24 protein-coding genes and 1 pseudogene are annotated in these 25029 nt (G+C 70.8%); 23 read left to right on the top strand and 2 right to left on the bottom strand.

The window, feature by feature from the left end:
• Both VGE03_RS10120 and ftsH read left to right on the top strand, forming a co-directional pair.
• Positions 1–514, top strand: a pseudogene (locus VGE03_RS10120) (PP-loop family protein); the annotation flags it as partial.
• Between the two features lie 32 nt (positions 515–546).
• Positions 547–2493 carry an ATP-dependent zinc metalloprotease FtsH gene (gene ftsH, locus VGE03_RS10115; RefSeq protein ID WP_331046358.1) on the top strand — a complete coding sequence of 649 codons (1947 nt, stop codon included), beginning with the start codon at positions 547–549 and terminating at the stop codon, positions 2491–2493.
• Positions 2494–2555: 62 nt separating this feature from the next.
• Here the strand turns inward: ftsH and VGE03_RS10110 are convergent, their stop codons facing one another.
• Entirely contained in the window at positions 2556–2972 is a 417-nt protein-coding gene (locus tag VGE03_RS10110; protein ID WP_331046357.1) for a GreA/GreB family elongation factor, read from the bottom strand.
• A gap of 495 nt (positions 2973–3467) precedes the next feature.
• On the opposite strand from VGE03_RS10110, the gene VGE03_RS10105 reads away from it, so the two are divergent.
• The 7 genes from VGE03_RS10105 to VGE03_RS10075 all read left to right on the top strand — a co-directional run bounded on the left by VGE03_RS10105 (position 3468) and on the right by VGE03_RS10075 (position 8740).
• A complete protein-coding gene (locus VGE03_RS10105; RefSeq protein WP_331046356.1) occupies positions 3468–4679 on the top strand; it encodes an acyltransferase family protein in 1212 nt (403 codons plus the stop codon).
• A 73-nt stretch (positions 4680–4752) separates the two neighbouring features.
• A complete protein-coding gene (locus tag VGE03_RS10100; RefSeq protein ID WP_331046355.1) occupies positions 4753–5403 on the top strand; it encodes a hypothetical protein in 651 nt (216 codons plus the stop codon).
• Between the two features lie 2 nt (positions 5404–5405).
• The gene (locus VGE03_RS10095; protein ID WP_331046354.1) at positions 5406–5708 is read left to right on the top strand and encodes a transcriptional regulator; all 303 of its coding nucleotides are present in this window, start codon (positions 5406–5408) and stop codon (positions 5706–5708) included.
• On the top strand, positions 5708–6526 hold the full coding sequence (folP, locus tag VGE03_RS10090) for a dihydropteroate synthase (protein ID WP_331046353.1): 819 nt from the start codon (positions 5708–5710) through the stop codon (positions 6524–6526). The genes VGE03_RS10095 and folP overlap by 1 nt, the downstream gene beginning before the upstream one ends.
• 38 nt (positions 6527–6564) lie before the next feature.
• Complete coding sequence (gene thiD, locus VGE03_RS10085) at positions 6565–7362, top strand: bifunctional hydroxymethylpyrimidine kinase/phosphomethylpyrimidine kinase (RefSeq protein WP_331046352.1); 798 nt, start codon at positions 6565–6567, stop codon at positions 7360–7362.
• Positions 7359–7931 (top strand): nucleotidyltransferase family protein, encoded by a 573-nt coding sequence (locus VGE03_RS10080; protein ID WP_331046351.1) that lies wholly within the window; start codon positions 7359–7361, stop codon positions 7929–7931. Before thiD ends, VGE03_RS10080 begins: the two co-directional genes overlap by 4 nt.
• The gene (locus VGE03_RS10075) at positions 7931–8740 is read left to right on the top strand and encodes a PhzF family phenazine biosynthesis protein (protein WP_331046350.1); all 810 of its coding nucleotides are present in this window, start codon (positions 7931–7933) and stop codon (positions 8738–8740) included. Before VGE03_RS10080 ends, VGE03_RS10075 begins: the two co-directional genes overlap by 1 nt.
• A 73-nt stretch (positions 8741–8813) precedes the next feature.
• Here the strand turns inward: VGE03_RS10075 and VGE03_RS10070 are convergent, their stop codons facing one another.
• Complete coding sequence (locus VGE03_RS10070) at positions 8814–9188, bottom strand: hypothetical protein (RefSeq protein ID WP_331046349.1); 375 nt, start codon at positions 9186–9188, stop codon at positions 8814–8816.
• Between the two features lie 332 nt (positions 9189–9520).
• Here VGE03_RS10070 and VGE03_RS10065 point away from each other — a divergent pair, with 332 nt between their 5' ends.
• The 14 genes from VGE03_RS10065 to VGE03_RS10000 all read left to right on the top strand — a co-directional run bounded on the left by VGE03_RS10065 (position 9521) and on the right by VGE03_RS10000 (position 24977).
• Entirely contained in the window at positions 9521–9799 is a 279-nt protein-coding gene (locus VGE03_RS10065) for a hypothetical protein (RefSeq protein ID WP_331046348.1), read from the top strand.
• An 8-nt stretch (positions 9800–9807) separates the two neighbouring features.
• Positions 9808–10488 carry a response regulator transcription factor gene (locus VGE03_RS10060; RefSeq protein ID WP_331046347.1) on the top strand — a complete coding sequence of 227 codons (681 nt, stop codon included), beginning with the start codon at positions 9808–9810 and terminating at the stop codon, positions 10486–10488.
• The gene (locus tag VGE03_RS10055; protein WP_331046346.1) at positions 10485–11921 is read left to right on the top strand and encodes a sensor histidine kinase; all 1437 of its coding nucleotides are present in this window, start codon (positions 10485–10487) and stop codon (positions 11919–11921) included. The genes VGE03_RS10060 and VGE03_RS10055 overlap by 4 nt, the downstream gene beginning before the upstream one ends.
• Positions 11922–12000: 79 nt before the next feature.
• Positions 12001–13362, top strand: a complete 1362-nt coding sequence (locus VGE03_RS10050) for a hypothetical protein (RefSeq protein WP_331046345.1) — start codon at positions 12001–12003, stop codon at positions 13360–13362.
• Positions 13363–13399: 37 nt separating this feature from the next.
• Positions 13400–14200, top strand: coding sequence for a c-type cytochrome biogenesis protein CcmI (gene ccmI / locus VGE03_RS10045; protein ID WP_331046344.1), 801 nt, complete (start codon positions 13400–13402; stop codon positions 14198–14200).
• On the top strand, positions 14197–14667 hold the full coding sequence (ccmE, locus tag VGE03_RS10040; RefSeq protein ID WP_331046343.1) for a cytochrome c maturation protein CcmE: 471 nt from the start codon (positions 14197–14199) through the stop codon (positions 14665–14667). Before ccmI ends, ccmE begins: the two co-directional genes overlap by 4 nt.
• Positions 14664–16643 (top strand): heme lyase CcmF/NrfE family subunit, encoded by a 1980-nt coding sequence (locus VGE03_RS10035; protein WP_331046342.1) that lies wholly within the window; start codon positions 14664–14666, stop codon positions 16641–16643. The genes ccmE and VGE03_RS10035 overlap by 4 nt, the downstream gene beginning before the upstream one ends.
• The gene (locus tag VGE03_RS10030) at positions 16640–17131 is read left to right on the top strand and encodes a cytochrome c-type biogenesis protein (protein ID WP_331046341.1); all 492 of its coding nucleotides are present in this window, start codon (positions 16640–16642) and stop codon (positions 17129–17131) included. The genes VGE03_RS10035 and VGE03_RS10030 overlap by 4 nt, the downstream gene beginning before the upstream one ends.
• Before the next feature lie 112 nt (positions 17132–17243).
• The gene (locus tag VGE03_RS10025; RefSeq protein WP_414644929.1) at positions 17244–18788 is read left to right on the top strand and encodes a Do family serine endopeptidase; all 1545 of its coding nucleotides are present in this window, start codon (positions 17244–17246) and stop codon (positions 18786–18788) included.
• Between the two features lie 69 nt (positions 18789–18857).
• Positions 18858–19529, top strand: a complete 672-nt coding sequence (locus VGE03_RS10020; RefSeq protein ID WP_331046339.1) for a response regulator transcription factor — start codon at positions 18858–18860, stop codon at positions 19527–19529.
• A gap of 64 nt (positions 19530–19593) precedes the next feature.
• The gene (locus VGE03_RS10015; RefSeq protein WP_331046338.1) at positions 19594–19992 is read left to right on the top strand and encodes an endonuclease domain-containing protein; all 399 of its coding nucleotides are present in this window, start codon (positions 19594–19596) and stop codon (positions 19990–19992) included.
• Positions 19992–21428, top strand: a complete 1437-nt coding sequence (locus VGE03_RS10010; RefSeq protein ID WP_331046337.1) for a HAMP domain-containing sensor histidine kinase — start codon at positions 19992–19994, stop codon at positions 21426–21428. Before VGE03_RS10015 ends, VGE03_RS10010 begins: the two co-directional genes overlap by 1 nt.
• Entirely contained in the window at positions 21425–24316 is a 2892-nt protein-coding gene (locus VGE03_RS10005) for a bifunctional [glutamine synthetase] adenylyltransferase/[glutamine synthetase]-adenylyl-L-tyrosine phosphorylase (protein WP_331046336.1), read from the top strand. Before VGE03_RS10010 ends, VGE03_RS10005 begins: the two co-directional genes overlap by 4 nt.
• Positions 24317–24377: 61 nt before the next feature.
• On the top strand, positions 24378–24977 hold the full coding sequence (locus tag VGE03_RS10000; protein ID WP_331046335.1) for an EF-hand domain-containing protein: 600 nt from the start codon (positions 24378–24380) through the stop codon (positions 24975–24977).
• Positions 24978–25029 lie beyond the last annotated feature (52 nt).

Here is a 25029-nt window from a genome sequence, read left to right as displayed (position 1 = left end):
GCCGCGCGGCGATCGGCTGGCGGCCCTGTCGGCGCGCCTGCGCGCCGGGGAACGGTTCACCGCCAGCCTGTGCGGCGCCCGGGTGGCGGCCGACCGGGCGGGCGTCACGATCTCGCGGGAGGCCGGTGAGTTCCGGCGCTCCGCCGCGTCCGCCCCGACCGCTCTTCCGCCCGGCGTCGAAACGGTCTGGGACGGTCGCTGGGCGCTGACCGCGTCCGGGGACGGCTGGAGCGTCGTTCCCGCCCTTGGCCGCATCGCGACCCTCCCGGAAGCCGATCAGGCGGCGCTGCGGCGGCTTCCGGCGGCGGTTCGCGGCGGTCGTCCTGTGCTGATCCGGAACGATCCGGGTGCTGCGGTTCTTGCAGGAACGGCGTCGAAAGCGACGGCGCTGGTCGAACAGAGACTGACGTCGGCGCTGGACGGAATGACGCATGAACAGGATCTGGATGCGAAGGCGCATGGCGCCCCGCCCCGGAACCACCTATTTTCTGGCGTGACATCTACTGCGTGGTGAAACGCCGCCGCGTTTCAGGAAACGAGACGAGAATGAACCTGCGTAATCTGGCCATCCTGGGAGTGATCGTGCTGGCGATCTCCGGGGGCTATCTGTTCATGACCCGGTCCGGCGCCCTTCCGGCCGGCGCCCAGGGCGGCGCGGCCGCCGCCGCGGGTACGGCCCAGCGCCCGGGGGATATGACCTATTCGCAGCTCCTGCGCGCGCGCGACGCCAACCAGATCAAGGCGATCGAGGTGCACGGCGAGACGATCAAGACCACGCTGAAGGACGACAAGGTCTTCACCACCACCACGACCCTGCCCAACACGGATCTGGTCGAGAGCATCAACCGGACCGGCGCCGCGGTCGAGGTGAAGAACACCCGTCAGCCCGTATGGCTGGGCGTGCTGCTGGGCCTGCTGCCCTTCATCCTGATCATCGGCCTGTGGATCCTGATCATGCGCCAGATGCAGGGCGGGGCCCGCGGCGCCATGGGCTTCGGCAAGTCCAAGGCCAAGCTGCTGACCGAGCATAAGGGCCGCAAGACCTTCGACGACGTCGCCGGCGTGGACGAGGCCAAGGACGAACTGCAGGAGGTCGTCGACTTCCTGAAGGACCCGGGCAAGTTCCAGCGTCTGGGCGGCAAGATCCCCAAGGGCGCCCTGCTGGTCGGCCCTCCCGGCACCGGCAAGACCCTGCTGGCCCGCGCCGTCGCGGGCGAGGCGGGCGTGCCCTTCTTCTCGATCTCCGGCTCGGACTTCGTTGAAATGTTCGTCGGCGTCGGCGCCTCGCGCGTCCGCGACATGTTCGAACAGGCCAAGAAGAACGCCCCCTGCATCATCTTCATCGATGAAATCGACGCTGTCGGTCGTCACCGCGGCGCCGGCCTCGGCGGCGGCAACGACGAGCGCGAGCAGACCCTGAACCAGCTGCTGGTCGAGATGGACGGCTTCGAGGCTTCGGAGAACATCATCCTGATCGCCGCCACCAACCGCCCCGACGTGCTGGACCCGGCCCTGCTGCGTCCCGGCCGCTTCGACCGTCAGGTCGTGGTGCCGAACCCCGACGTGGGTGGCCGCGAGAAGATCCTGCGCGTCCACATGAAGGACGTGCCGCTGGCCGCCGACGTGAATGTGAAGACCATCGCGCGCGGCACCCCGGGCTTCTCGGGCGCCGACCTGGCCAACCTGGTCAACGAGGCGGCCCTGATGGCGGCCCGCAAGGACCGTCGCATGGTCACCCACCGCGACTTCGAGGACGCCAAGGACAAGGTCATGATGGGCGCCGAGCGCAAGTCGATGGCCATGAGCGAGGAAGAGAAGAAGCTGACCGCCTATCACGAGGCCGGTCACGCCCTGGTCGCCCTGAACGTCAAGATGGCCGACCCGGTGCACAAGGCGACCATCGTCCCGCGCGGCCGCGCCTTGGGCATGGTGATGCAGCTGCCGGAAGGCGACCGCTATTCGATGAACTACCAGCAGATGGTCGATCGCATCGCCATCATGGCCGGCGGCCGCGTGGCCGAGGAGCTGATCTTCGGCAAGGACCACATCACCTCGGGCGCCAGCTCGGACATCCAGCAGGCCACCAAGCTGGCCCGCGCCATGGTCACCCGCTGGGGCTTCTCCGAGAAGCTGGGCACCGTCGCCTACGGCGAGAACCAGGAAGAGGTCTTCCTGGGCCACTCGGTCTCGCGCACCCAGAACATCTCGGAAGAGACGGCCCGCATCATCGACGAGGAGGTCAAGCGCCTCGTCACCTCGGGCTGGGATGAAGCGCGCAAGATCCTGACCGAGAAGGCCGACGACCACGAGAAGCTGTCCCAGGCCCTGCTCGAGTACGAGACCCTCTCGGGCGACGAGATCAAGGACCTGCTGGACAAGGGCCTGGCCCCGAACCGGGACGAGAACAACTTCCCCAACTCGGGTCCGTCGGTCTCGGTGCCGATCACCCCGGTGTCGGACGGAACCGAGGTCGAGGCGCCGACGGTTCACTGAGCCGCCGCTGACTGAAACGGAAGGGCCGGGGAGCGATCCCCGGCCCTTTCTGCATTCCCGGATCAGATCAGGGACTCGCAGTCCTCGATCAGCACCGGGGTCAGGGTCCGCTCGCGGCCTGCCGGATCGGGCCAGCGGATCGACTGGCCCTGCGCCAGACCCAGCAGCCCGGCCCCGACGTGGGACAGGGGCGAGATCAGGCCGGCGTCGATGTCGGCCTCGGCCGGGGGAACGATCTTCACCCGGCGGGTCCGGCTGCTGCGCTCGTCCGTATAGTGGACCCAGCAGTTCAGCCCGACGGTGTGCAGGCGACGGCCCGAGCGGTGCACGTGGGCCCGGCCCAGCTCCTGTTGCAGCAGGCCGGCGACGCCGTCGGCCTCGGCGTCCCCGACCAGCGTGGTCAGTAAGGCGTGGTCGGTCGCGCTCAGGTGAATGGCGGGCAGCCGCGCGGACGCGACGCCGGAGGGGCGGGTGGTCATGGAAGTCTCTCGATGTGCGGAGGGCGCGCTTCAGCGGGCGCCGGCGTCCGTGGGAAAAGGTCGTGTCACCCGGAAGCGCGACACGCGTCATCGCTTCCGGGTCAGCCGCCTGCGACGAGGCGTCCCGCGTGGTTCAGCAACCGGCCCTGTTCGGACAATCCGCACATCCCTTCAGGCTAGGCCCGCGGGCAGGGAAGTCAAACCGGGGAGGCCCATACGTCCAATCCTGACGCATCGGCCTGTTACAGTCTGTCCCGGGTCGCCCTCCGACCCATGGACGTTCTGGACGGTTCAGACGGTATTTTCGCCTCCGTCTCCCGCCTCGTCTCCGTCCTGAGGTTCAGGCAGTCGACCCTTCAGCCTTCTGTTTCGACTGAGGATTTTCCCGAGCCCCAGCCAGTCCGTCCGTCAGGGAAGGCGCTCCTCTCGCCAACAAGTTTGCAATTCAAACAAGTCTATTGTAGATCGTCGTTCCTCAAACGAGGGGAGCCCGTGATGTCCATCCAATCGCCCGAGCGCCTGCACGGCCTCGACGCCCTGCGCGGCGGCGCCCTGTTGCTGGGCGTCGTCCTGCACGCCAGCCTGTCCTTCTTCCCGCAGCAGATCTGGATCGTCGGCGACGACAGCACCTCGATCGGCGCGGCCATGGTCTTCTTCCCGATCCACCTGTTCCGGATGACCACCTTCTTCCTGATCGCGGGCCTGTTCGCCCACATGATCCTCGGCCGCAAAGGCTGGCTCGGCTTCGTCAGGGATCGCGCCGTCCGCATCACCGGGCCGTTGCTGGCCTTCTGGTTCCCGGTCATGGCGGGGATCGTCACGGCGCTGGTCTGGAACGCCCATGTGCAGGGCTGGGTCGTCCCCGGCGCCGAGCCGCCGCCGCCGCCGACCTATGACTGGACCAACCTCCCGCTGACCCATCTGTGGTTCCTCTACGTCCTGACCCTGTTCTGCCTCGCTGTGCTGATCCTGCGCGCGCCCTTCGCGGCGCTGGACCGGAACGGCGGCTGGGGGCGGGCCGTGGATCGCCTGACCGGCGCCCTGATCGGCTGGTGGACGCCCTTCGTGCTGGCCGCGCCGCTGGCCGTGGCCTTCTGGCTGGACCCGAAGTGGATCGCCTTCTTCGCCGTCCCGACGCCCGACGCCGGTCTGGTCCCGCATACCGCCGCCCTCGTCGGCTTCGGCCTGGCCTTCGCGCTCGGCTTCCTGCTGGATCGCCGCCGCGAGCTGCTGGATCGCCTTGCGGGCTGGTGGCCGGTGTATCTGATCCTGGCCGTGGTGTCGGGTGCGTGGGGCTACGTCCTCGCCGGTGGTCCCAGCCTCGCCCCGATGGTCGAGCCGACGCAGGCCAAGGCCCTCGCCGCCGCCGTCGTCGCCATGGCCGTCTTCAGCTCGGCGCTGGCCGCCGTCGCCCTGTGCCTGCGCTTCCTGTCGGGCCACAGCCCGGTGCGCCGCTACCTCGCCGACGCCTCCTACTGGGTCTACATCCTGCACCTGCCGCTGGTCATGCTGGCCCAGGTCTGGGTGCAGGACTGGGCCGCCCCCTGGTGGGCCAAGCTGGCCGGCGTCTCGCTGGGCGTTCTCGCCGTCTGCCTGCTCTCCTATGAGCTGACCGTCCGTCACGGCTTCATGGGCAGATGGCTGAACGGCCGCCGCATCCCCTGGCGCCGCCGCCCCGTCGATCCCGCCGCCGTCCCCGCCGAATAGCTTGCGAAGACCCGCCGACTGGTCCACCCCGGACCGGTCGGCAGCCCGAAGAGAATCGCCCAGAGGGACCACCATGCCCGCCAAGCCCCGCCTGCATTCGCCCGAGGACGACCTCGCCTTCATGCGCTCCATCGTCGAGAGCGGCGGAGGCAGCGTCCCGATGACGCTGGCCATCTGCTACCTCGCCGGCGGCCTGCTGTACGGGCTCCAGTGCCTCTTCCATCTGGGGCAGGCCTTCGGCGTCATCCGGTGGCCGGACCTCGCCAACCTGGCCTTCGTGGTCGGGATCACCGGAACCTTCCTCGCCATCCTGACCTGGGCCATCCTGCATGACCGCAAGACCGGAGCAGGCAATCGGGGACCGCTGGCCTCGCGCGTCACCAGCGCCGCCTTCAGCGCCACCGGCATGGCCAATACGGCGGTGATCATCGTCTTCGCCGTCGGGTCCTGGCGCGATCAGGACTTCGCCGTCTGGCTCTACTACTCCGCCATCGTCTTCGCCCTTCAGGCCGCGGCCTGGTACGTCGCCTGGATCCTGAAGAAGAAGGGCTGGATGCTGGCCGTCGCGCTGGGCGGCTGGGTCACGGCGGTGGCGTTGGGCCTGCTGGTGCGCCAGCCCCTGGCCTATCTGGGCGTCTGCACCGTCGCCCTGTTCCTGCTGTTCGCCCTGCCGGGCTGGATCCTGTACCGCGACGCCCGCAAGGCCGGGCTGAAGGCGGGCTGAGCATGGGGCTGGCCGATCTCGGACGGATCGACGAAGTCATCCACGGCCGCATGCGGCTGGGGGTCATGGTCTATCTGGCCGACGTCGAAACCGCCGACTTCACCGAGCTGAAGACCGTCCTGGAAGCCACCCAGGGCAACCTCTCCGTCCACCTGAAGAAGCTGGAGGAGGCGGGCTATGTCGCCATCGACAAGAGCTTCGTGAACAACAAGCCCCTGACCCGCGTCTCCATCACCGAACCCGGCCGCAAGGCCTTCAAGGCCTACCTGATGGCGCTGGGCAACCTGATCGGGGGCAAGGACTGATGGCTGTCCTTCGCCCCCGCGTCATGGGCATCGTCAACGTCACGCCGGACAGCTTCTCCGACGGCGGACGGCACGACACCGTCGAGGCCGCCGTCGCCCACGGGCTGGAGCTGGTCCGGCAGGGCGCCGACATCCTCGACGTCGGCGGCGAGAGCACTCGCCCGGGCGCCGAGCCGGTCAGCGTTCAGGACGAGGTGATGCGCACCGCCCCCGTCATCGCCGGCCTTCGCGCCCTCTGGGACGGCCCTATCAGCATCGACACCATGAAGCCCGAGGTCGCCGCCGCCGCCGTCGGCGCGGGCGCCAACATCTGGAACGACGTCACCGCCCTCGGCTTCTCGCCCGTCAGCCTGCCGACCGCCGTCGACCTCGGCTGCGACGTGGTGCTGATGCACATGAAGGGCGAGCCGCGCACCATGCAGGACGCCCCCCATTACGACGACGTGGTCTCCGAGGTCGTCGACTGGCTGGCGGTGCGGGCGGGGGAGGTGATGGCCGCGGGCATTCCGCCCGGGCGGCTCTGGCTCGACCCCGGCATCGGCTTCGGCAAGACCCTGGCCCACAACATGGCCCTGACCGCCAACCTCGAACGCCTCGGCGCCACCGGCCTGCCGGTGCTCTACGCCGCCAGCCGCAAGCGGACCATCGCCGCCATCGACCCGACCGCCGTGGAGGCCACCGACCGCCTCGGCGGCTCGCTGGCGCTGGCGCTGGAGGCGGCCCGTCGCGGCGCGCAGATCATCCGCGTCCACGACGTCCGCGAGACCGTCCAGGCGCTCGCGGTGCAGGCGGCGGTCATGGCGGCTGTCGCGACCTGAGGCTTGCCCGCCGCGGCGGACTCGGCCATTCGCAGGGGATGACCTCTCTCGGACGCGTCCTGATCATCGCCGGCTCGGATTCGGGCGGTGGCGCGGGCATACAGGCGGACACCAAGGCCGTGACCGCCATGGGCGGTTTCGCGGCCACCGCCATCACCGCCATCACGGTTCAGAACACCCTGGGCGTTCACGGCGTCCACCCCCTGCCGCTGGACCTGATCGAGGCGCAGGCGCGGGCGGTGCTGGACGACATCGGCGCCGACGCCATCAAGACCGGCATGCTGGGCTCGACCGACGTGGTCGAGCGCGTCGCCGCCATCCTCGACACCTCCGACGCCGCGACTGTCGTGGACCCGGTCATGATCGCCAAGGGCGGCCACCCCCTGCTGCCCGACGAGGCGGTGCAGGCGGTGCGGTCGCTGATGATCCCGCGCGCCAGCCTGCTGACCCCCAATGCGCCCGAGGCCGAGGCCCTGACCGGCCTCACCGTCGCCGACCTCGACGGCCAGCGCCGGGCGGGTGAGTTCCTGCTGGGCATGGGCGCCAGGGCGGTCCTGATGAAGGGCGGCCACGTGGCCACCGGCGACCGGGTGATCGACGTGCTGGTCACGCCGGAGGGCGAGACCCTGCTGGAGGGCGAGCGGGTCGACACCCGCCACACCCACGGCACCGGCTGCACCCTGGCCAGCGCCTGCGCCGCCGGTCTGGCCCGCGGCCAGACGCTGGAAGTCGCCGTGACCGAGGCCTGGGCCTATGTCGCCGAAGCCATCCGCCGCGCCCCCGGTCTGGGCGGCGGCCACGGCCCGCTGGACCACGGCTGGACGCTGCGCAAATGAGCGATCTCGAGGCCCGGCTCGGCGACATCGTCCGCGCCACCCCCGACCTGATGCATGTGATGACCACGGTCCGGGGCCTCGGCCTCAGCGACTGGCGGGTCTTCTCCGGCGCCGTTTATCAGGCCGTCTGGAACGACGTGTCCGGCCGCCCGGCGGGCTACGGCATCAAGGACTACGACCTCGGCTACTTTGATCCCGACACCAGCTGGGACGCCGAGGACGTGGTGATCAAACAGGTCGCCGCCGCCTTCGAGCCGCCCTTCCGCGACATCGTCGAGGTCCGCAATCAGGCCCGGGTCCACATCTGGTTCCCCGACCGCTTCGGCGAGCCCTATGAGGCCCTGCCGGACACCGACACGGCCCTCAGCCGCTTCGTCGCCCCGGCCTTCTCGGTCGGCGTCCGGCTGGAGGCCGACGACAGCATCAGCGTCGCGGCGCCGTTCGGGCTTCAGGACATGTTCGACATGGTCCTGCGCCCCAATCCGAACCGCCCGCTGGCCAGGGGCTGGGACAAGGTGGTCGCCAGCGCAAGGGCACGGTGGCCGGAGTTGAGGGTCGAGGGTGTGTGATGAAACAATGGACCGTCGACGCCTTCGCCGTCGCGCCCTTCAGGGGCAACCCCGCCTGCGTGGTTGAGCCCTTCGGCCAATGGCCTGACGCCGCGTGGATGCAAACGCTGGCGAAGGAGAACAATCAGGCCGAGACGGCCTTCCTGCTGCGGACGGACGATCCCGCCCGCTTCGGGCTGCGCTGGTTCACGCCGGGGATGGAGGTCGATCTGTGCGGCCACGCCACCCTGGCCTCGGCCCATGTGCTGCTGGCCGAGACCGGGCTCGATGTGCCCGCCGTGACCTTCGACACCCGCTCCGGCCCGCTGATCGTGCGGGCGATGCAGGGCGGTTACGAGATGGACTTCCCCTCCGACCCGCCGCGCCGCACCGGTCCGGTCGCTGGGCTGGCCGAAGCGCTCGGCGTCGAGCCGCTTGAGGTCTGGGCCGGTCGCTATCTGGTCGCCGTGCTGGCGGACGCCGCCGCTGTTCATGCGGTGACGCCGGACATCCGGGCGCTGGCGGCGATCCAGGGCGAGGCGGGCGAGATCGGTCAGGTCATCGTCTGCGCGCCCGCCGATCCGTCCGATGACGTCGATGTGGTCGACCGCTTCTTCGCGCCGGGCTGCGGCGTGGACGAGGATCCGGCCACCGGCTCGGCGCACTGCATCCTGGCGCCGCTGTATGCGGACAAGCTGGGACGGGCCGAGGTGCGGTTCCGGCAGGTCTTCCCCGGCCGGGGCGGCGACATCGGCACGGTCCTGAACGGCGACCGCGTCCTGCTGCGCGGACAGGCGGTGACGGTCATCGAGAGCCGGCTGCGGCTTTGACCAAGGGAAAGGGGCGCGACCCTTGCGGATCGCGCCCCTCGCTGACCTCTCGGGGAGGGATAGAGGTCAGGTGTTACCAGCGACGGTCGTCGCGATCGCGGCGCTCGTAGCGGACCTGCTGCGACAGGCGGTCGTAGCGACGGTCCAGTTCCAGGCGCTCGCGGGCCGACAGGCCGCCGCGCTGGTAGCTGTACTCGAGGCGGACCAGGGCGTTCAGCTCGGTGCGCAGGCGACCGGCTTCACGGCGGCTCAGCTGGCCGTTGCGCTGACCCTGATCGATGCGGCGATCGAGGTTGTACTTGCGCTGGGCGATCGGCTGCCAGCCGCGGTAGTCCTGCTCGTAGCGGTCGCCGCGGTCACCGCGGTACGACTGGGCCGAGGCGGTGGCCGGGACCGCGACGGAAGCCGCGGCCAGGACGAGGGCGGGGATGATGGCTTTCTTGAACATCGGGTCTCTCCTGTTCGCGCAACCGATGTGGCTGCGTTGACGTGGATAAAAGCAGCCCCGGCCTGAGCCCGATCTGAACAGCGAAAGTCAGTTAACGTTCATCAGCATGAAATCGACGTCACGGTCCGGCCGGGCCGGTCCGGGTGGAGAAAATGATCCGCGTGCGCGCGTAAGGGGGCGGGCCGGGAGGGCCCCGCGGGGCGCCGGTCGCGGCGAGCAAAAAAAGCTCGCCCCGGACGGGAGGGGGCGACGCGCGAACCGTGAAATATGTCTAGACTGCCCGTTCAGCCGTCGTTCAGAGCCGCGAGACTAAACCCGTCACCATGAAACGGATGTCCGTCATTCTTGTCGCCGCCCTGCTGGCGGCCGCGCCGCTCCAGGCCGTGGCCCAGGACGGACCGCGCGGCAGCGACCGCCGGCCGTCGCGCGAGCAGCAGCAACAGCGCCCCGAGCGGCCGCAGATGAGCTCGGCCGAGGCCCAGCGCATCGCCCAGTCGCGAGCGGGCGACGCCCGCTTCGTCGGTTACCGCGGCTTCCAGAACGGCAGCCATGTCTTCACCTTCGAGCGCGACGGACGGGTGTTCAACGTCTCCGTCGACGCCAGCCGCTAGGATCCGTCATGCGAGTGCTTCTGGTCGAGGACGATGTTGACCTGTCGCGTCAGCTGAAGATGGCCTTGGGCGACGCCGGCTACGCCGTCGACCACGCCGCCGACGGCGAGGAAGCCCATTATCTCGGCGACACCGAGCCCTATGACGTCATCGTCCTCGATCTGGGCCTGCCCAAGATCGACGGCGTTTCGGTGCTGGAGCGCTGGCGCCGCGAGGGCAAGACCACGCCGGTCCTGATCCTGACCGCGCGCGGCGCCTGGTCGGACAAGGTCTCGGGCTTCGACGCCGGCGCCGACGACTATCTGACCAAGCCCTTCCACACCGAGGAGCTGCTGGCCCGCCTGCGCGCCCTGCTGCGCCGCTCGGCCGGCATCGCCTCGGCGACCCTGTCCTGCGGCGGACTGCGCCTCGACCCGCGCGCGGCCCGCGCCAGCGTCAACGGCGAGCCCCTGCGCCTGACCTCGCTGGAGTACCGCCTGCTGCACTATCTGATGATGCATCAGGGCCGGGTGATCAGCCGCACCGAGCTGGTCGAGCACCTGTACGACCAGGACTTCGACCGCGACTCGAACACCATAGAGGTCTTCGTCGGCCGTCTGCGCAAGAAGATCGGGTCGGACCGGATCGAGACCGTGCGCGGCCTCGGCTATCGCCTGACCCCGCTCGCCGGGGAGTCCGAGGCGGCGTGACCGAAGCGTCGGGGGGCGAACCGGCCGTCAACGAGCCGAAGAGCTGGGGCCGCTGGTTCGGTCGCCCCGGGCGCAGCCTGACCCGTCGCCTGATCTGGCTGGCGGCGGCGTGGATCGTGGTCGCCCTGCTGCTGACCGGCTGGGCCCTGACCAGCCAGTACGAGGAAAGCACCCTGCGTCGTCTCGGCTTCGTGCTGAACGACACCATCGACGAGGTCGTGCTGGCCACCACCGTCACGCCGGACGGGGTCACCGTCGCCGAGATCAAGGACTCGATGACCCTGCGCCCCCTGTCGGGCAAATACTGGGCCGTCGGCGAGCTGGACGGGCAGGGCGGGGTGCGAATGCTGGCCAGGTCGCCGTCGTTGGGCGGGGAGGACCTGATCGTCCCGGTCGGGCTGGCGGAAAGACTGACGGACGCCTTCGGCCAGACCATCAGCTATAATGCGATCGGCCCCATAGACCGGCCCCTGCGGGTGGCCGCCAGCCTGAAGTCCATGCCGGGGCGCGATGCGCCGCTGGTGCTGATGGCCGGGATCGACCGGTCCACCATCGACGCCGACACCCGCCAGTTCGCCACCTTCACCTGGATCGCCCTGCTGATCCTCGGCCTCGGCCTTGTGGTCGCGGTCTTCCTGCAGGTGCAGATCGGCCTGCGTCCGCTGTACGGCCTCCGCAACGAGATCGCCGATGTCCGCAAGGGCAAGGCCGCCCGGATCGTTCACAGCTATCCGCTGGAAATCCAGCCGCTGGCCGAGCAGGTGAACCGCCTGCTGGACCACAATCAGGAGACGGTGGAGCGTCAGCGGACGCACGTCGGCAATCTGGCCCATGCGCTGAAGACGCCCCTGTCCGTCATGCTGGCCGAGGCCGGGACGCAGCAGGGGCAACTGCCGGACATCGTCCGCAAGCAGACCGAGATCATGAAGGCGCAGGTGGACCACCACCTGCGTCGCGCCCGCGCCGCCGCCCGCGCCCAGCTGCTGGGCGAACGGACGCCCATCGCCGAGGTGCTGGACGAGATGGCGGTGATGCTGGAGCGGGTGTTCGAGTGGAAGAATGTCGAGATCGACTGGCGCGCGCCGGATGAACTCGGCTTCCGCGGCGAACGTCAGGACCTGCAGGAAATCCTCGGGAACCTGATGGAAAACGCCTGCAAATGGTCGAAGCGCCGGGTCCGGATTTCCGCCGGCGCGACGGGGCTGGGGCAGATGGTCGTCGTGGTCGAGGACGACGGCCCCGGCCTGCCGGCTGACCAGCGCGAGGCGGCCCTGCAGCGCGGCATGCGCATGGACGAGACCACGCCCGGCTCGGGTCTGGGGCTGTCCATCGTGGTGGAGCTGACCCGCGCCTACGGCGGCAGGATCACCCTGGGCGACAGCGACATGGGCGGGCTGAAGGTGCTGCTGGAGCTGCCGACCGCGGAGGTCTGAGCGGTCAGGGGGCGTTAACCCTGACCGTGGCAGGATCAGCGTTCTGTCCGGGACGCCGTTCCGGCTGCTGGGGTATTCCATGTCCGGGCTGACCGCCGCCCACCGCATTGCGCTGGCCGCCCTGATCGGGCGCTGCCCGGAGACCGTTCTGAAGGCCGTCTCCGCCGCCGTCGCCGCCTTGCCCGGAGGCCGGGCGGCCGAGCTGCGCCTGATGCTGGCGGAAGAGATGCGGGACCGCGCCCGCCGGGCGATGGTGCTGGCTCCGATCGCGCGCATGTTCCAGCCGCGAACCGACGGAATCGCGGCCATGACCTTCCCCGCGTCCGTGCTGCCGCGCCTGTGGCGGGCCGCGATCGAAAGCGAACCGGCGCTTCTGCCGCGACTGGATCAGGACGAGCCGGACGCCATCGCCGTCGCCAACCGCTACTGCCTGTCCGCCGCCGCCGCCGTTCGCGACCGCCCGGCGCTGGTCTGGCCGGAAGACCTCGACCCGGCCCGGCGCGAACAGGGCCTGCGCGATCTCGCCAGCTGCCTGGACCTCGCCCATCTGGCCCGGCGCGGCCTGCCGTCGATCGAGGTCTGGCTGAAGCGCCCCGACGGCGATCAGCTGGCCGAGCTCCGGCTGCTGGTGAAGGACTGCTCCGAGATCCACGCCGACGGCGCCAGCCGCCTGCTGGAGATGCTGTTCTCGCGTCTCGACGACGCGGTTCTGGTGCTGCGGATCATCACCCGCACGTCCGAGGTGGCGGGCCGCAAGGGCTTCCTCAGCGCCTCCGAGCTGGCCGGTTTCGTCGACCGGCTGCTGGCCGGGGTGGATGAACGGGTGGCGCGGCTGGCGGCCTATCAGCCGGGCAAGACCTCGGGCGGCGTCGATCTGGCGATGGCCGATCTCGACTGGTGTTCGGGCGTGCTGGCCGAGCTGGACGTGACCCTGACCCTCGATCCGGACTCGGAGTGGGGGCGGCGCGTGCGCGACAGCCGCACCAAGGTGTCGGGCTGGCTTTCGGGCCTGCTGCGCACGGCGGACAAGGCCGTCGACAAGGCCCTGCCGCTGACCCGGGTGCAGACGTCGGGACGGATGAGTCGGATGGCGCCCATGCTGGAGGCGCCCGCGGGCGGCGACGCCGCAGACGCCGCTCTGGCCCTGCTGCGTCTGGTCGGGGCGACCCGCGGCGCGGCGGCGATCTTCGGCAGCGAGGCGGCGCGCAAGACGCTGGTCGACGCCCTGACGGAGCGTCTCAGCGGCTACGCCGACGAGGTGCTGACCATGGTCAACGACGGCGAGGCGCCGGACGAGGGGCACGCCCTGCGGCTGGTCGCGATCGCGGCGCGGTATCTGGAGCTGATCGAGGCGAAGGACGCGGCGCGGACGGTGCGGCGCCGGGCCGCCGTGGCGGGCGGAGGGCCTGCGACAGCCGGGGCCTCGTCGCGGGCGGCCTGATCGGCTACATCGCGCGGCGATGACGTTTTTCTGGATCATGACAGCCCTGCTGGCGGCGCTCGCCGGCCTGCTGGTGCTGACCGGCGCCCGACGCGGCGTGGGCGGGGGCGAGGCGGTCGAAACCGTCGCCGCCGCGGCCGAGCTCGCCGAGCTGGACCGGCTGAAGGCGCGCGGCCTGCTGGACGAGGCCGGCTGGACCGCCGCGCGCGCCGAGGCGGGGCGTCGTATCCTGTCGGCGCAACGCGCCCCCGCGCCGGTTCGGGCCGGGGCGAAGGATCGCGTCTGGGTGCTGGCCGGGACCGGCGTCGCCGTGGCCGGCGCGCTGGGGCTGTACCTCGTGATCGGCGGCGGCCTGCCGGACCAGCCTTTTGAGCGGCGGGTGGACGACTGGGCGACCCTGTCCTCGGCGCTGGAGCCGCAGCAGATCGCCGCGGTCATCGAGCGTCAGGTGCGCGAGCAGCCCGACAATCCGCAGGCCCTGGCCATGCTGGGCGCGGCCCGGTTCGAGGCGGGCGACGCCATCGGCGCGGCCTCGGCCTTCCGCCGGATGCTGGCTCTGACGCCGGGCGACGCCCAGGGTTGGGCGCGGCTGGGCGAAAGTCTGGTGCGGGCCAACGGCGGCGCCATCGGCGCGGACGCCGAGGCCGCCTTCCGCGAGTCGCTGAAGCTGGACCCGTCGCAACTGGGCGCCCTGTACTTCCTCGGCGAGGCCGCTCTCGCCCGCGGCGATGCGGCCGAGACGCGCCGGATGTGGACGCCGCTGATCGCCGCGCTCGATCCGACGGACCCGCGCCGCTTCGATCTGGAACGCCGCCTGCCGCCGGGGGGCGCACAATGAGCTGGTTGCCGAAGTCGCCCAAGGCGCGCCGCCGTCTGTGGATCTTCGTCGCCGTGGCGCCGATCCTCGCGCTCGCGGTCGGCCTGTCGCTGTATGCGATGCGGGACAGCGTGACCTTCTTCTTCTCGCCGTCCGAAGCGACGCCGGAGAAGGCGCCGGAGGGGCGGGTGATCCGTCTGGGCGGGCTGGTCGAGATGGGCAGCGTCCAGCGTTCGGGTGACGGCGAAGTCGCCTTCGTGGTCACCGACAACCTGGCCTCGACCCGCGTCGTCTATCGCGGCGACCTGCCGGACCTGTTCCGCGAAGGGCAGGGGATCGTGGCCCAGGGCGCCTTCCTGCCGGACCGCTCGTTCCGCGCCACCCAGGTGCTGGCCAAGCACGACGAGACCTATATGCCGCGCGAGGTTCAGGAGCGCCTCAAGGCCAAGGGCGAATGGCGTCCCGAGGCGGGAGGCCCCGCCACGTGATCGTCGAAACCGGGGCCTTCGCCCTCATCCTCGCCCTCGCCCTGTCGGGATTGCAGGCGGTCATCGCCGTCGCCGGACGCCTGCGTCGCAGCCCGGTGCTGGCCGGGGCCGCCAACGGCGCCGCGATCGCGGCCGCCGGTCTGGTCGCCGTCGCCTTCGCCGCCCTGATCTTCGCCTTCGCGGTCTCGGACTTCTCGGTCGCCAACGTCGCGGCCAACAGCCACACCGACAAGCCCATGCTCTACAAGGTGGCCGCCGCCTGGGGCAGCCACGAGGGCTCGCTGCTGCTGTGGTGTCTGGTCATGACCGGCTTCGGCGCGGCGCTGGCGCGGGCGCAGAACCTGCCGTTCGGCCTGAAGACCTGCGCGGTCGCCACGCAGGGGCTGCTGGGCGCCCTGTTCCTCGGCTTCACCGTCTTCACCTCCAATCCGTTCGCCCGTCTGAACCCGGCGCCGTTCCAGGGCGAGTCGCTGAACCCCCTGCTGCAGGACCCGGCGCTCGCCTTCCACCCGCCGCTGCTCTACTGCGGCTACGTCGGCTTCTCGGTCTGTTTCTCGTTGGCGGTCGCCGCCCTGATCGAGGGCCGGGCCAACGCCAGCTTCTGGCCCGCCTGGGGCCGTTGGGTGCGGCCGTGGGCCCTGGCCAGCTGGGCCTTCCTGACGGTCGGCATCCTGCTGGGCAGCTTCTGGGCCTACTATGAGCTGGGCTGGGGCGGCTGGTGGTTCTGGGACCCGGTCGAGAACGCGTCGTTCATGCCCTGGCTGGCCGGCGCCGCCCTGCTGCACAGCGCGGTGGTGACCGAGCGGCGCGGGGCGCTGGCGGGCTGGACCACCTTCCTGGCCCTGCTGGCCTTCACCTTCTCCATGCTGGGCGCCTTCCTGGTGCGCTCCGGCGTCCTGACCAGCGTGCACGCCTTCGCGGTCGATCCCGAGCGCGGGCTGGTCCTTCTGGGCATCCTCGGCGTGACCGCGGGGCTGGCCTTCGCCCTGTTCGCCTGGCGGGCGCCCCAGCTGAAGGGCGGCGGCATGTTCGCCCCGATCAGCCGCGAGGGCGCGCTGGTCGTGAACAACCTGTTCCTGACCGCGGCCGCCGCGACCGTACTGCTGGGCACCCTCTATCCGCTGATCCTCGAGGCGGCGGCCGGGGCGACCATCTCGGTCGGTCCGCCCTACTTCAACCTGACCTTCGTGCCGCTGATGGCCGTGGCCCTGATTATCCTCCCCGCCGGGCCGCTGCTGGCGTGGAAGCGCGGCGACGCCCGTGGCGTGGCGCAGAGGCTGGCGGTCGCCGGCGGCCTGACGATCGCCTTGGCGCTGCTGGCCTTCGCCGTGTTCGAGCCGCGCAAGGCGCTGTCGGCGGCGGGCATCGGCATGGGGGGCTGGCTGGTGCTCGGCGCGCTGGCCGAGACCGCTGAACGGGTCCGCCTGTTCCGGGCGCCCCTGGCCGAGACCCTGCGCCGGGCGAAGGGGCTGCCGCTGGGCGCCTGGGGCATGACCCTGGCGCACGCCGGGTTGGGCGTCTTCGTTCTGGGGGCGGTGGTCGAGACCGGCTACCGCGTCGAGGCCGCTCGCCCGCTGGCTGTCGGCCAGTCGCTGCAGGCCGGCAAGTGGACCGTTACCCTCGATGACGTCCGCATCGTCGAGGGACCGAACTATCTGGCCGAGCAGGGCCATCTGATCGTCTCGGTTCCGGGCGGCCGGAGCCGGACGGTGACGGCCGAGCGCCGCTTCTTCCCCACCGGCGGCCAGACCACGACCGAGGTCGGGCTCGATTTCCGCGGGCTGGACGACGTCTATGTGGTGCTGGGCGAGCGGGCGCAGTCCCCGGACGGCGCCCGGGCGTGGAACGTCCGCGTCTGGTGGAATCCTTGGGCGCGGCTGATCTTCCTCGGGCCGCTGGTCATGGCGCTGGGCGGGGTGCTGTCCCTGCTGGATCGCCGCCTGCGGCTGGCCGTCGGCGCAAGGAAAGCTGCATGAAGCGCGCCCTGCTGATCGCCGTGGCCGCCGTCGGCCTGATCGCCGCCGAACCGGCGCCCGCGCCGGACCGTCCCCTGCCCGACGCGGCGCAGGAGGCGCGGGCCCAGCGCCTGTTCGACGACATCCGCTGCGTGGTCTGCCAGCACGAGGCCATCGCCGACAGCCCGGCGGGCATCGCCGCCGACATGCGCGGTCTGGTGCGCGAGCAGATCGCCGCCGGTCGCACCGACCAGGCCATCCGCGAGGATCTGGTGCGCCGCTACGGCGACTTCGTCCTGTTCAAGCCGCCGGTGCGGATCGGGACCTGGCTGCTGTGGTTCGGCCCCTTCGTCGTGGTGCTGGCGGTCGGCGCCGCCCTGCTGGCCTTCGCCCGCCGCCGCAAACCCGAGGTCGCGCCGCTCTCGCCCGAGGAGGAGGCCCGGCTCGCCGATATTCTTGCCGAAGGTCAGCTTCGCCGCGATCCTGACGCAAAGCGGTCCGACGACTGACGCGGGGCAGGAGCCACATCGCGGCATGGGCGTTGGTGAGACTCGCAAACGCCCTATATTCATCGCCGTAACGGGCGCGTCCGTCGCCCGGTGAGAGGATCGACGACCGCCTATGATGAAGCGCAAGGAATTCATGCTCGGGGCCGTCGCCGGCCTGGCCTTCGCCGCCGCCGCGACCGCGGGCGGGGTGATCGACTGGCCCGCCGCCAACGCCGGCCCGGTCGCGGGCGTCTCGGGCCGTCTGGCCCCCAGCGCGGGCGCCGCGGGCCTGGCCTTCGCCCCGCCGCAGGGCGCGCCGCTCAGCTTCGCCGACATCTTCCAGCAGGTCGCCCCGGCGGTCGTGCAAATCGATGTGAAGACCCGCGTCGCCGCCCGCCCGCAGGGCTTCATCCAGATCCCGGGCCTCGGCGCCGTTCCGGTCCAGCCGCCGTCGGGTGAGGGCGAGGGCGGCGAGGACGAGGGCACGACCGCCCTCGGCTCGGGCTCGGGCTTCTTCATCTCGGCCGACGGCTACATCGTCACCAACAACCACGTCGTCGCCGACGCGGTCGAGATCACCGTCAAGCTGGCGGATGCGCGCGAGCTGACCGCCCGGGTGGTCGGCCGCGACGAGTCGACGGACCTCGCCGTGCTGAAGGTCGACGGGTCGGACTTCCCCTATGTGAGCTTCGAGGAGACGGCCCAGCCCCGTGTGGGCGACTGGGTCATCGCGGTCGGCAACCCCTTCGGTCTGGGCGGCACCGCCACGGCCGGCATCGTCTCGGCCCAAGGCCGGAACCAGCTCGACAACTCGACCCCCTATACCGACTACATCCAGATCGACGCCGCCATTAACCGGGGCAACTCGGGCGGCCCGACCTTCGACATCTACGGTCGCGTGATCGGCGTGAACTCGGCCATCTACTCGCCGACGGGCGGCTCGGTCGGCATCGGCTTCGCCATCCCCGCCTCGGTCGCCAAGCCGATCACCGACCGCCTGATGCGCGGCGAGACGATCGAGCGCGGATATCTCGGCGTCCAGATCGGTCCGATCGACCGCGAATGGGTCGGTCCGCTGGGCCTGCAAAGCCGCGAAGGCGCCTATGTGGTCAGCGTCACGCCGGGCGGCCCGGCCGAGCGCGGCGGGTTGCAGCAGGGCGACGTGGTCCTGACCCTGAACGGACAGAAGGTCACGGATTCGAACGACCTGACCCGTCGCGTCGGTCAGGCCCGCCCCGGCGACAACCTGCGTCTGGAGGTCGTTCGCGACGGTCGTCGCCAGACCATCAACGTCCGGTCGGGCACCCGTCCGTCCGTGGCCGAGCTCAACAACGAGGGTGGCGCCGCGCCCGGCGCCGAGCCGACCCCCGGCGGGGCCGCGGCCGGTTCGGCCGTCGGCGGCCTGACGGTCGCGCCGATGAGCCCGACCCTGCGTCAGCGCTACGAGATCCCGGCCAATGTGAACGGCGTCGTGATCACCCAGCAGGGGCGTGGCGACAACCGCGCCTACCAGCCGGGCTTCGTGATCATGCGCGCCGGTCAGAGGGCGGTGACCTCGGTCGCCGACTTCCAGGCGGCCGTCGAGGCGGCCCGCCGCGCCGGGACGGGCGTCTTCGTCCTGGTCTGGACGCCGCAAGGCAATGTTCCGACGGTTCTGGAACTTCCGGAGTCTGAATAAGGCTTAACTGACTTGATCGCCGCCGATGCGCTAACATCGGCGGCGATTTTGAATTCAGGGGCTGATTCCATGCGCATTCTGGTTGTCGAGGACGACGCCGAAGCCGCGACCGCCATGGTCCGGGGACTGACCGAGGCGGGCCACGAGGTGACCCACGCCGTCGATGGCGCCTTCGGCCTGCTGGAGGCCCAGAAGGGCGGCTACGACGTCTATGTCGTGGATCGGATGATGCCGCGTCTGGACGGCATCGGCATGGTCGAGACCCTGCGCAAGGACGGCGACCAGACCCCGGTCCTGTTCCTGTCGGCGCTGGGAGAGGTCGAGGATCGCGTCACGGGCCTGAAGGCCGGCGCTGACGACTATCTGGTCAAGCCCTACGCCTTCTCCGAGCTGATCGCCCGCGTCGAGGCCCTGTCACGCCGCCGCGAGACCGGCTCGGTCGCCACCATGCTGAAGGTCGGCGATCTGGAGATGAACCTCATCGCCCGCACCGTGCACCGCGCCGGTCAGGAGATCGACCTGCAGCCGCGCGAGTTCCAGCTGCTCGAGTTCCTGATGCGCCACGCCGGCCAGTCGGTGACCCGCACCATGCTGCTGGAGAAGGTGTGGGAGTATCATTTCGACCCCCAGACCAACGTCATCGACGTCCACATCAGCCGCCTGCGCGCCAAGATCGACAAGGGTTTCGACAAGGCGATGCTGCAGACGGTGAGGGGCGCCGGTTACAGATTGGAAGCCTAGGTGATCTCCCTCCCCGCTCGGGGAGGGTGGTCGCGAAGCGACCGGGTGGGGAGGGGTCGGCGACATGGCCGTCATCGCCAGAGCAAGGGCCCTCAGGAAATCAATGACGCCCGCCGAGGCGCGTCTTTGGGTCAGGCTTCGGCAGCTTCGTCAGGAAGGCCTGCATTTCCGGAGACAGCATCCGGAGCGTGGCTACATCCTCGATTTCGTCTGCCTGGACAGGATGCTGATCGTCGAGGTCGACGGGGCCTCGCATGATCTTGAGGATCGGGCGCGAAAGGATCGGGTTCGCGATGCGGTGCTTGCGCGGTTAGGCTTTCTGACGTTTCGGGTAGGCAATGAAGCGGTGCGGAACAGAGTGAGCGAGGTGATCGAAGAGGTGCGGATGCGTTGCCTTGCCCGCCCCACCCGGTCGCCGCTGCGCGCCGACCACCCTCCCCGTGCCGGGGAGGGAGAACAGTAGTGCGTCTCCCCTCGCTCCTTCGTCGGACGCCTTTCCGGCTGACGCTGCTGTTCGTCGCCCTGTTCGCGGCGGCGGCCAGCGCGGTGCTGGCCTATGTCTATATCGCCTCGGCCAATGAGGCGCGGGCGAAGACGCAGGCGGACGTCACGACCGAGTTCGAGGTGCTGAGCGGCATCTATCGCGAGCGCGGGCCCAACGCCCTGAACGCCGCGCTGGTGGACCGGACCATCCGGGGCGGGCCCTATCTCTACATCCTGATGGACGCCGAGGGCGGGCTGATCACCGGCAACCTGACCGAGTCCCCCATCGACATCGTCCCGCGCGATCAGGGCGACGGCGGGACCGCGCCGACCTGGCAGACCTTCACCTATACCGACAACGACGCCAGCGGCCGGGTGACCCGGCCCCAGTCGCTGGGCGTGCAGGTCCGTCTGTCGGGCGGCGAGGTGCTGTTCGTCGGCGAGTCCATGGGCGACACCGAGGCCTATCTGTCCCGCCTGACGCAGGCGCTGTGGGCGGCCATGGGCATCGTCCTCCTGCTGGGTCTGGCGGGCGGACTGCTGGTCAGTCGCAATCTGGAGCGCGCCATGGGGCGGCTGAAGACCGTCGTGACGGCGGTGCAGGACGGCGACCTGAAGGCCCGCGCGACGGTGCGCAACTCGGGCGACGAGTGGGACGAGCTGGGGCAGGGCCTGAACACCATGCTGGACCGGCTGGAGGGCTCGATGGCCTCCATCCGCCACGCGGGCGACGCGATCGCCCACGACCTGCGCTCACCCCTGACCCGCATGCGGGCCAAGCTGGAGGTCGCCCTGATCGACGCCGAGTCCGGCAAGATCGACGGGACCGAGGCGCTGGAGCTGGCCCTGTCCGAGGCGGACGACCTGCTCAAGACCTTTAACACCGTGCTGGCCATCGCCCGGCTGCAGGCGGCCGCGGGGTCGGGCCGCATTCCGGACCCGGCCCTGTTCGACGCGGCCGATCTGGCCACCGACATGGCCGAGCTGTACGAGCCGGCCAGCGAGGACAAGGGGCTGGAGTTCTCTTCGGAGATCGAGCGCGGCCTGATGGTCAACGCCAACCAGCCCTTCCTGGCGCAGGCCCTGGCCAACATCATCGACAACGCCATCAAATACACCCCGGTCGGCGGGGCGGTGATGCTGCGCGCGCGCCGCCGGTCGTCCGGCGAGATCGAGTTCTCGGTCACCGACACCGGCCCCGGCGTGCCCGAGGAGGATCGCGAGCGGGTCATCCAGCGCTTCGTCCGGCTGGACAACAGCCGCACCGAGCCCGGCTCGGGCCTCGGCCTGTCGCTGGTGGGGGCGGTCATGGAGGCGCACAGCGGCCGGATCACCCTCGACGAGGGGCCCGGCGTCTTTGAGGGCTCGGGCCCCGGCCTGCGCGTGGCGCTGGTCCTGCCGGCGGCCGAGGAATGAGCGACGCCGAATCCCCCGTCGTCCTTCGCCCCTGCGGTCCGGCCATCGACAACGACGCGGCGGGACGGGCGCACGAGCGTCTGTCCGAAAGCGCGGGGGCGCAGGGCTGGAGCGACCTGCTCGAATCCGCCTGGCCCGCGCTGGCGCCGGTCTTCGCCGCCTCGCCCTATCTGTTCAGTCTCGCGCGCCGCTGGCCCGAGGCGCTGCGCGCGTTTCTGGAGCAGGGGCCGGATCGCCATCTGGCCGACGTGCAGGCGCGAACGGCGGCCCTGTCCGGCGGGGCGGATGCTGTGCGCTCGCCGCTGCGGCGGCTGAAGGGCGAACTGCATCTGCTGACGGCCCTCGCCGATCTGGGCGGGCTGTGGTCGCTGGATCAGGTGACCGGCGCGCTGAGCCGCTTCGCCGACGCCTCGGCCCGCGCCGCGCTCGCCGCCGTCGCCCACGACCAGCGCGAGCGCGGCAAGCTGGTCTCGCCAGCCGACGACCGGCGCGGTCCGGTCCCCGGCCTGTTCGGTCTGGCCATGGGCAAGCACGGCGCGGACGAGCTGAACTATTCGTCCGACATCGACATCAGCCTGTTCTGGGACCCGGAGGTGCTGACCACGGTGCTGGCCGACGGCGTCGAGCCGCAGCGGTTCGTGGACCGGCTGGCCCATGCCTTCGCCACCCTGATGCAGGAGCGGACCGGCGACGGCTACGTCTTCCGCGTCGATCTGAGGCTGCGCCCCGATCCTTCCTCGACCCCGCCGGTGGTCGCGGTGCCCTTCGCCCTGACCTACTACGAGGGCGTCGGCCAGAATTGGGAGCGGGCGGCCTTCATCAAGGCGCGGGCCATGCTCGGCGATCCGAAGGCCGGAAAGGCCTTCCTGAAGGCGCTCATCCCCTTCATCTGGCGCCGCAGTCTCGACTACCCGGCCATTCTCGACATCCAGTCGATCAAGCGACAGATCCACGTCCACAAGACCGGCGAGGGGCTGCAGGCCGCGGGGGCGAACCTCAAGCTGGGACGCGGCGGCATCCGCGAGATCGAGTTCTTCGCCCAGACCCAGCAACTGATCCTCGGCGGGCGCGATCCGAAGCTGCGGACCCCACGCACGGTCGATGCGCTGGCGGCCCTGCGCGACGCCGGGCACATCGCGGGGGAGGTCTGCGAGGAACTGACCGCCGCCTACATCGAACTGCGCGGGCTGGAGCACCGCGTCCAGATGCTGGACGACGAACAGACCCACAGCCTGCCGGTCGACCCGGCCCGGCGGGCGGCGGTGGCTGCGCTGGCGGGGCAGGGCGAGTTGCCCGCCTTCGACGCCGCCGTCGAGGCGCTGCTGGTCGGGGTGAACCGGCGCTACGGCGAGCTGTTCGAGGGCGAGGAGGAACTCTCGTCGCGCTACGGCTCGCTGGTCTTCACCGGCGTGGAGAATGATCCCGAGACGCTGGAGACCCTGGCGCGGATGGGCTTCTCCGAGCCCGCCACCGTCGCCGACGCCATCCGCAGCTGGCACCACGGCCGCATCCCGGCCACCCGCACCGCGCGCGGGCGCGAGCTGTTCACCCGTCTGGCCCCGCGTCTGCTGACGGCGCTGGCGGACACGGGCGCCGCCGACGACGCCTTCCGCCGCTTCGCGGTCTTCTTCTCCGGCCTGAGCGCGGGCGTTCAGGTGCAGGCGCTGTTTCTGGCGCAGCCCAAGCTGTTCGAACTGGTCGTCGGCGTGATGGCCTTCGCGCCGCGGCTGGCGCGCACGCTCGGGCGCTATCCGGCCGCGCTGGACAGCATGCTGGACGCCCGGTTCGCGCGCGATCTGGAGGAAGACACGGGCATCGCCGAACAGATGCTGGCAGACGCCGCCGCCGCGTCGGACTTCGAGGCGGCGATGAACGCCGTGCGGCGCATCCACCGCGACCAGATGTTCCGCATCGGCCTGCAGATCCTGACGGGCCGCGCCGGACCGGAGACGGCGGGGCGCGCCCTGACGACGCTGGCGGATGCGGTCATGGCCGCTCTCGCGCCGGCGGCCCTGGCCGAGGCCGAACGGCAGGGTGGAACGCTGCCCGGCGGCAAGGTTGCGGTCATCGCCCTGGGCAAGGCCGGGTCGCGCGAGATGCGGGCCAGTTCGGACCTCGATCTGATGACCTTGTACGAGGCGCCGGCGGACGCGGTTTCGTCGGAGAAGGGCTGGGCCGCGGGGGTCTTCTACTCGCGTTTCACCCAGCGGCTGATCGCCGCCCTGTCAGCGCATACGGCCGAGGGCGGGATGTACGAGGTCGACATGCGGCTCAGGCCCGGCGCCGCCAAGGGGCCGGTCTCCCTGCGCCTGTCTGCCCTGCAGGACTACTACGCGACCGAGGCCGACACCTGGGAGTTCATGGCGCTGACGCGGGCGCGTGTGGCGTGGGCGGATGATCCGGCGTTCGGCGCGGCGGTCGCCCAAGCCCTTGAGGCCATTCTCAGGCGTCCCCGTCCGGGGGTGAACGTCGCCGCCGATGCACGCCGGATGCGCGATCTGATGGCCCGCGAACGACCGGGCAAGGGCGGCTGGGACCTGAAGCTGGCCCCCGGGGGGCAGGTGGACGCCGAATTCGTCGCCCAGGTCGGACAGTTGCACGCCGCCGCCATCGGCGAGCCGCTGACGGTGTCCACGCTGGAGGCGCTGGTCGGCGACCCCGAACTGGCCGAGGCCTGGCGGCTTCAGCAGGCTTTGGGACAGGTGCTGGCCGCCGCCTTCGATGATCCGGGCGATCCCTCGACCGAGCCGGCGGGCTTCCGCAAGCGACTGGCCGAGGCCGCCGGATCGACTGATTATGACGCCCTGACCGCGCGGCTGGCCGAGGTCAGGACGGCGGCCCGCAGCGCGTTCGAGCGCGTCCTGCCGCCGGTCCGCGACGGAGTTTGATCCGCCCGCCGTTTGATCTCCTGACAGGGTGACCGGCCCGAAGGGCCATGGAGATCATCGAATGAGCAAAACCCTACTGATCGGCGGCTTCGCCGTCGTCGCCCTGGCCGCCGCGGCCGGGGCCGCCACGGCCCAGCAGCCGGTTGAGCGTCCGGCTCCGCGCGCCGCGCAGGCCGGTCCGGTCAGCCGCGCCGATTTCGTCGAACGCCGGGTCGAGCGTCTGGCCGCCGCGGACGCCGACGGCGACGGGACGGTGACGCCGGATGAGCGCCGCGCCCGGGCCGTGGCGATGCGCTCGGAACGCGCCGAGGCGCGCTTCGCCCGACTGGACACGGACCGTGACGGCAAGCTCAGCCGCGAGGAATTCGTCGCGCGCGCCGAACGGGCCGCCGGCGAGGGACGGCCGCAGCGGATGCGTCGCGGCCATCATCCCGAAGGCGGACAGGGCATGCGGGGCGGTGATCGCGGCCCCGTGGTGATCGCCGACGTGCGGGCGCGCGCCGACCAGGCCTTCACCCGTCTGGACAGCGACAGTGACGGTTTCCTGAGCGTCGAGGAGCGTCGCGCCGCCCGCGAGACGATGCGCGAGCACCGGCGGGACCGGGGCGGTCAGCGTCGCGTCGCGCGAGAGGCGTCGCCTCCGGCGCCCGCTTCGGAGTAAGGAGATGTCGGGGACGACGGTTCTGCGCCGAACGACCCTTTCGATGACGTTC

Origin of the sequence: Brevundimonas sp., assembly GCF_036400995.1 — a bacterium.
In the GTDB taxonomy this organism is placed as follows: domain Bacteria; phylum Pseudomonadota; class Alphaproteobacteria; order Caulobacterales; family Caulobacteraceae; genus Brevundimonas.
Note: the sequence above shows the minus strand (reverse complement) of the source record. Positions and strands in the feature narration are given on the sequence as shown.

What these genes read in the sequence shown, in the direction of transcription:
- VGE03_RS10015 (WP_331046338.1), top strand. Translation starts at nt 19,594, where the DNA reads ATGGCCGTCATCGCCAGAGCAAGGGCCCTCAGGAAATCAATGACGCCC.
- ftsH (WP_331046358.1), top strand. Translation starts at nt 547, where the DNA reads ATGAACCTGCGTAATCTGGCCATCCTGGGAGTGATCGTGCTGGCGATC.
- ccmI (WP_331046344.1), top strand. Translation starts at nt 13,400, where the DNA reads ATGACAGCCCTGCTGGCGGCGCTCGCCGGCCTGCTGGTGCTGACCGGC.
- VGE03_RS10110 (WP_331046357.1), bottom strand. Translation starts at nt 2,972, where the DNA reads ATGACCACCCGCCCCTCCGGCGTCGCGTCCGCGCGGCTGCCCGCCATT.
- VGE03_RS10065 (WP_331046348.1), top strand. Translation starts at nt 9,521, where the DNA reads ATGTCCGTCATTCTTGTCGCCGCCCTGCTGGCGGCCGCGCCGCTCCAG.
- VGE03_RS10095 (WP_331046354.1), top strand. Translation starts at nt 5,406, where the DNA reads ATGGGGCTGGCCGATCTCGGACGGATCGACGAAGTCATCCACGGCCGC.
- VGE03_RS10070 (WP_331046349.1), bottom strand. Translation starts at nt 9,188, where the DNA reads ATGTTCAAGAAAGCCATCATCCCCGCCCTCGTCCTGGCCGCGGCTTCC.
- ccmE (WP_331046343.1), top strand. Translation starts at nt 14,197, where the DNA reads ATGAGCTGGTTGCCGAAGTCGCCCAAGGCGCGCCGCCGTCTGTGGATC.
- thiD (WP_331046352.1), top strand. Translation starts at nt 6,565, where the DNA reads ATGACCTCTCTCGGACGCGTCCTGATCATCGCCGGCTCGGATTCGGGC.
- VGE03_RS10025 (WP_414644929.1), top strand. Translation starts at nt 17,244, where the DNA reads ATGATGAAGCGCAAGGAATTCATGCTCGGGGCCGTCGCCGGCCTGGCC.
- VGE03_RS10000 (WP_331046335.1), top strand. Translation starts at nt 24,378, where the DNA reads ATGAGCAAAACCCTACTGATCGGCGGCTTCGCCGTCGTCGCCCTGGCC.
- VGE03_RS10100 (WP_331046355.1), top strand. Translation starts at nt 4,753, where the DNA reads ATGCCCGCCAAGCCCCGCCTGCATTCGCCCGAGGACGACCTCGCCTTC.
- VGE03_RS10030 (WP_331046341.1), top strand. Translation starts at nt 16,640, where the DNA reads ATGAAGCGCGCCCTGCTGATCGCCGTGGCCGCCGTCGGCCTGATCGCC.
- VGE03_RS10105 (WP_331046356.1), top strand. Translation starts at nt 3,468, where the DNA reads ATGTCCATCCAATCGCCCGAGCGCCTGCACGGCCTCGACGCCCTGCGC.
- VGE03_RS10075 (WP_331046350.1), top strand. Translation starts at nt 7,931, where the DNA reads ATGAAACAATGGACCGTCGACGCCTTCGCCGTCGCGCCCTTCAGGGGC.
- VGE03_RS10060 (WP_331046347.1), top strand. Translation starts at nt 9,808, where the DNA reads ATGCGAGTGCTTCTGGTCGAGGACGATGTTGACCTGTCGCGTCAGCTG.
- VGE03_RS10080 (WP_331046351.1), top strand. Translation starts at nt 7,359, where the DNA reads ATGAGCGATCTCGAGGCCCGGCTCGGCGACATCGTCCGCGCCACCCCC.
- VGE03_RS10050 (WP_331046345.1), top strand. Translation starts at nt 12,001, where the DNA reads ATGTCCGGGCTGACCGCCGCCCACCGCATTGCGCTGGCCGCCCTGATC.
- folP (WP_331046353.1), top strand. Translation starts at nt 5,708, where the DNA reads ATGGCTGTCCTTCGCCCCCGCGTCATGGGCATCGTCAACGTCACGCCG.
- VGE03_RS10005 (WP_331046336.1), top strand. Translation starts at nt 21,425, where the DNA reads ATGAGCGACGCCGAATCCCCCGTCGTCCTTCGCCCCTGCGGTCCGGCC.
- VGE03_RS10020 (WP_331046339.1), top strand. Translation starts at nt 18,858, where the DNA reads ATGCGCATTCTGGTTGTCGAGGACGACGCCGAAGCCGCGACCGCCATG.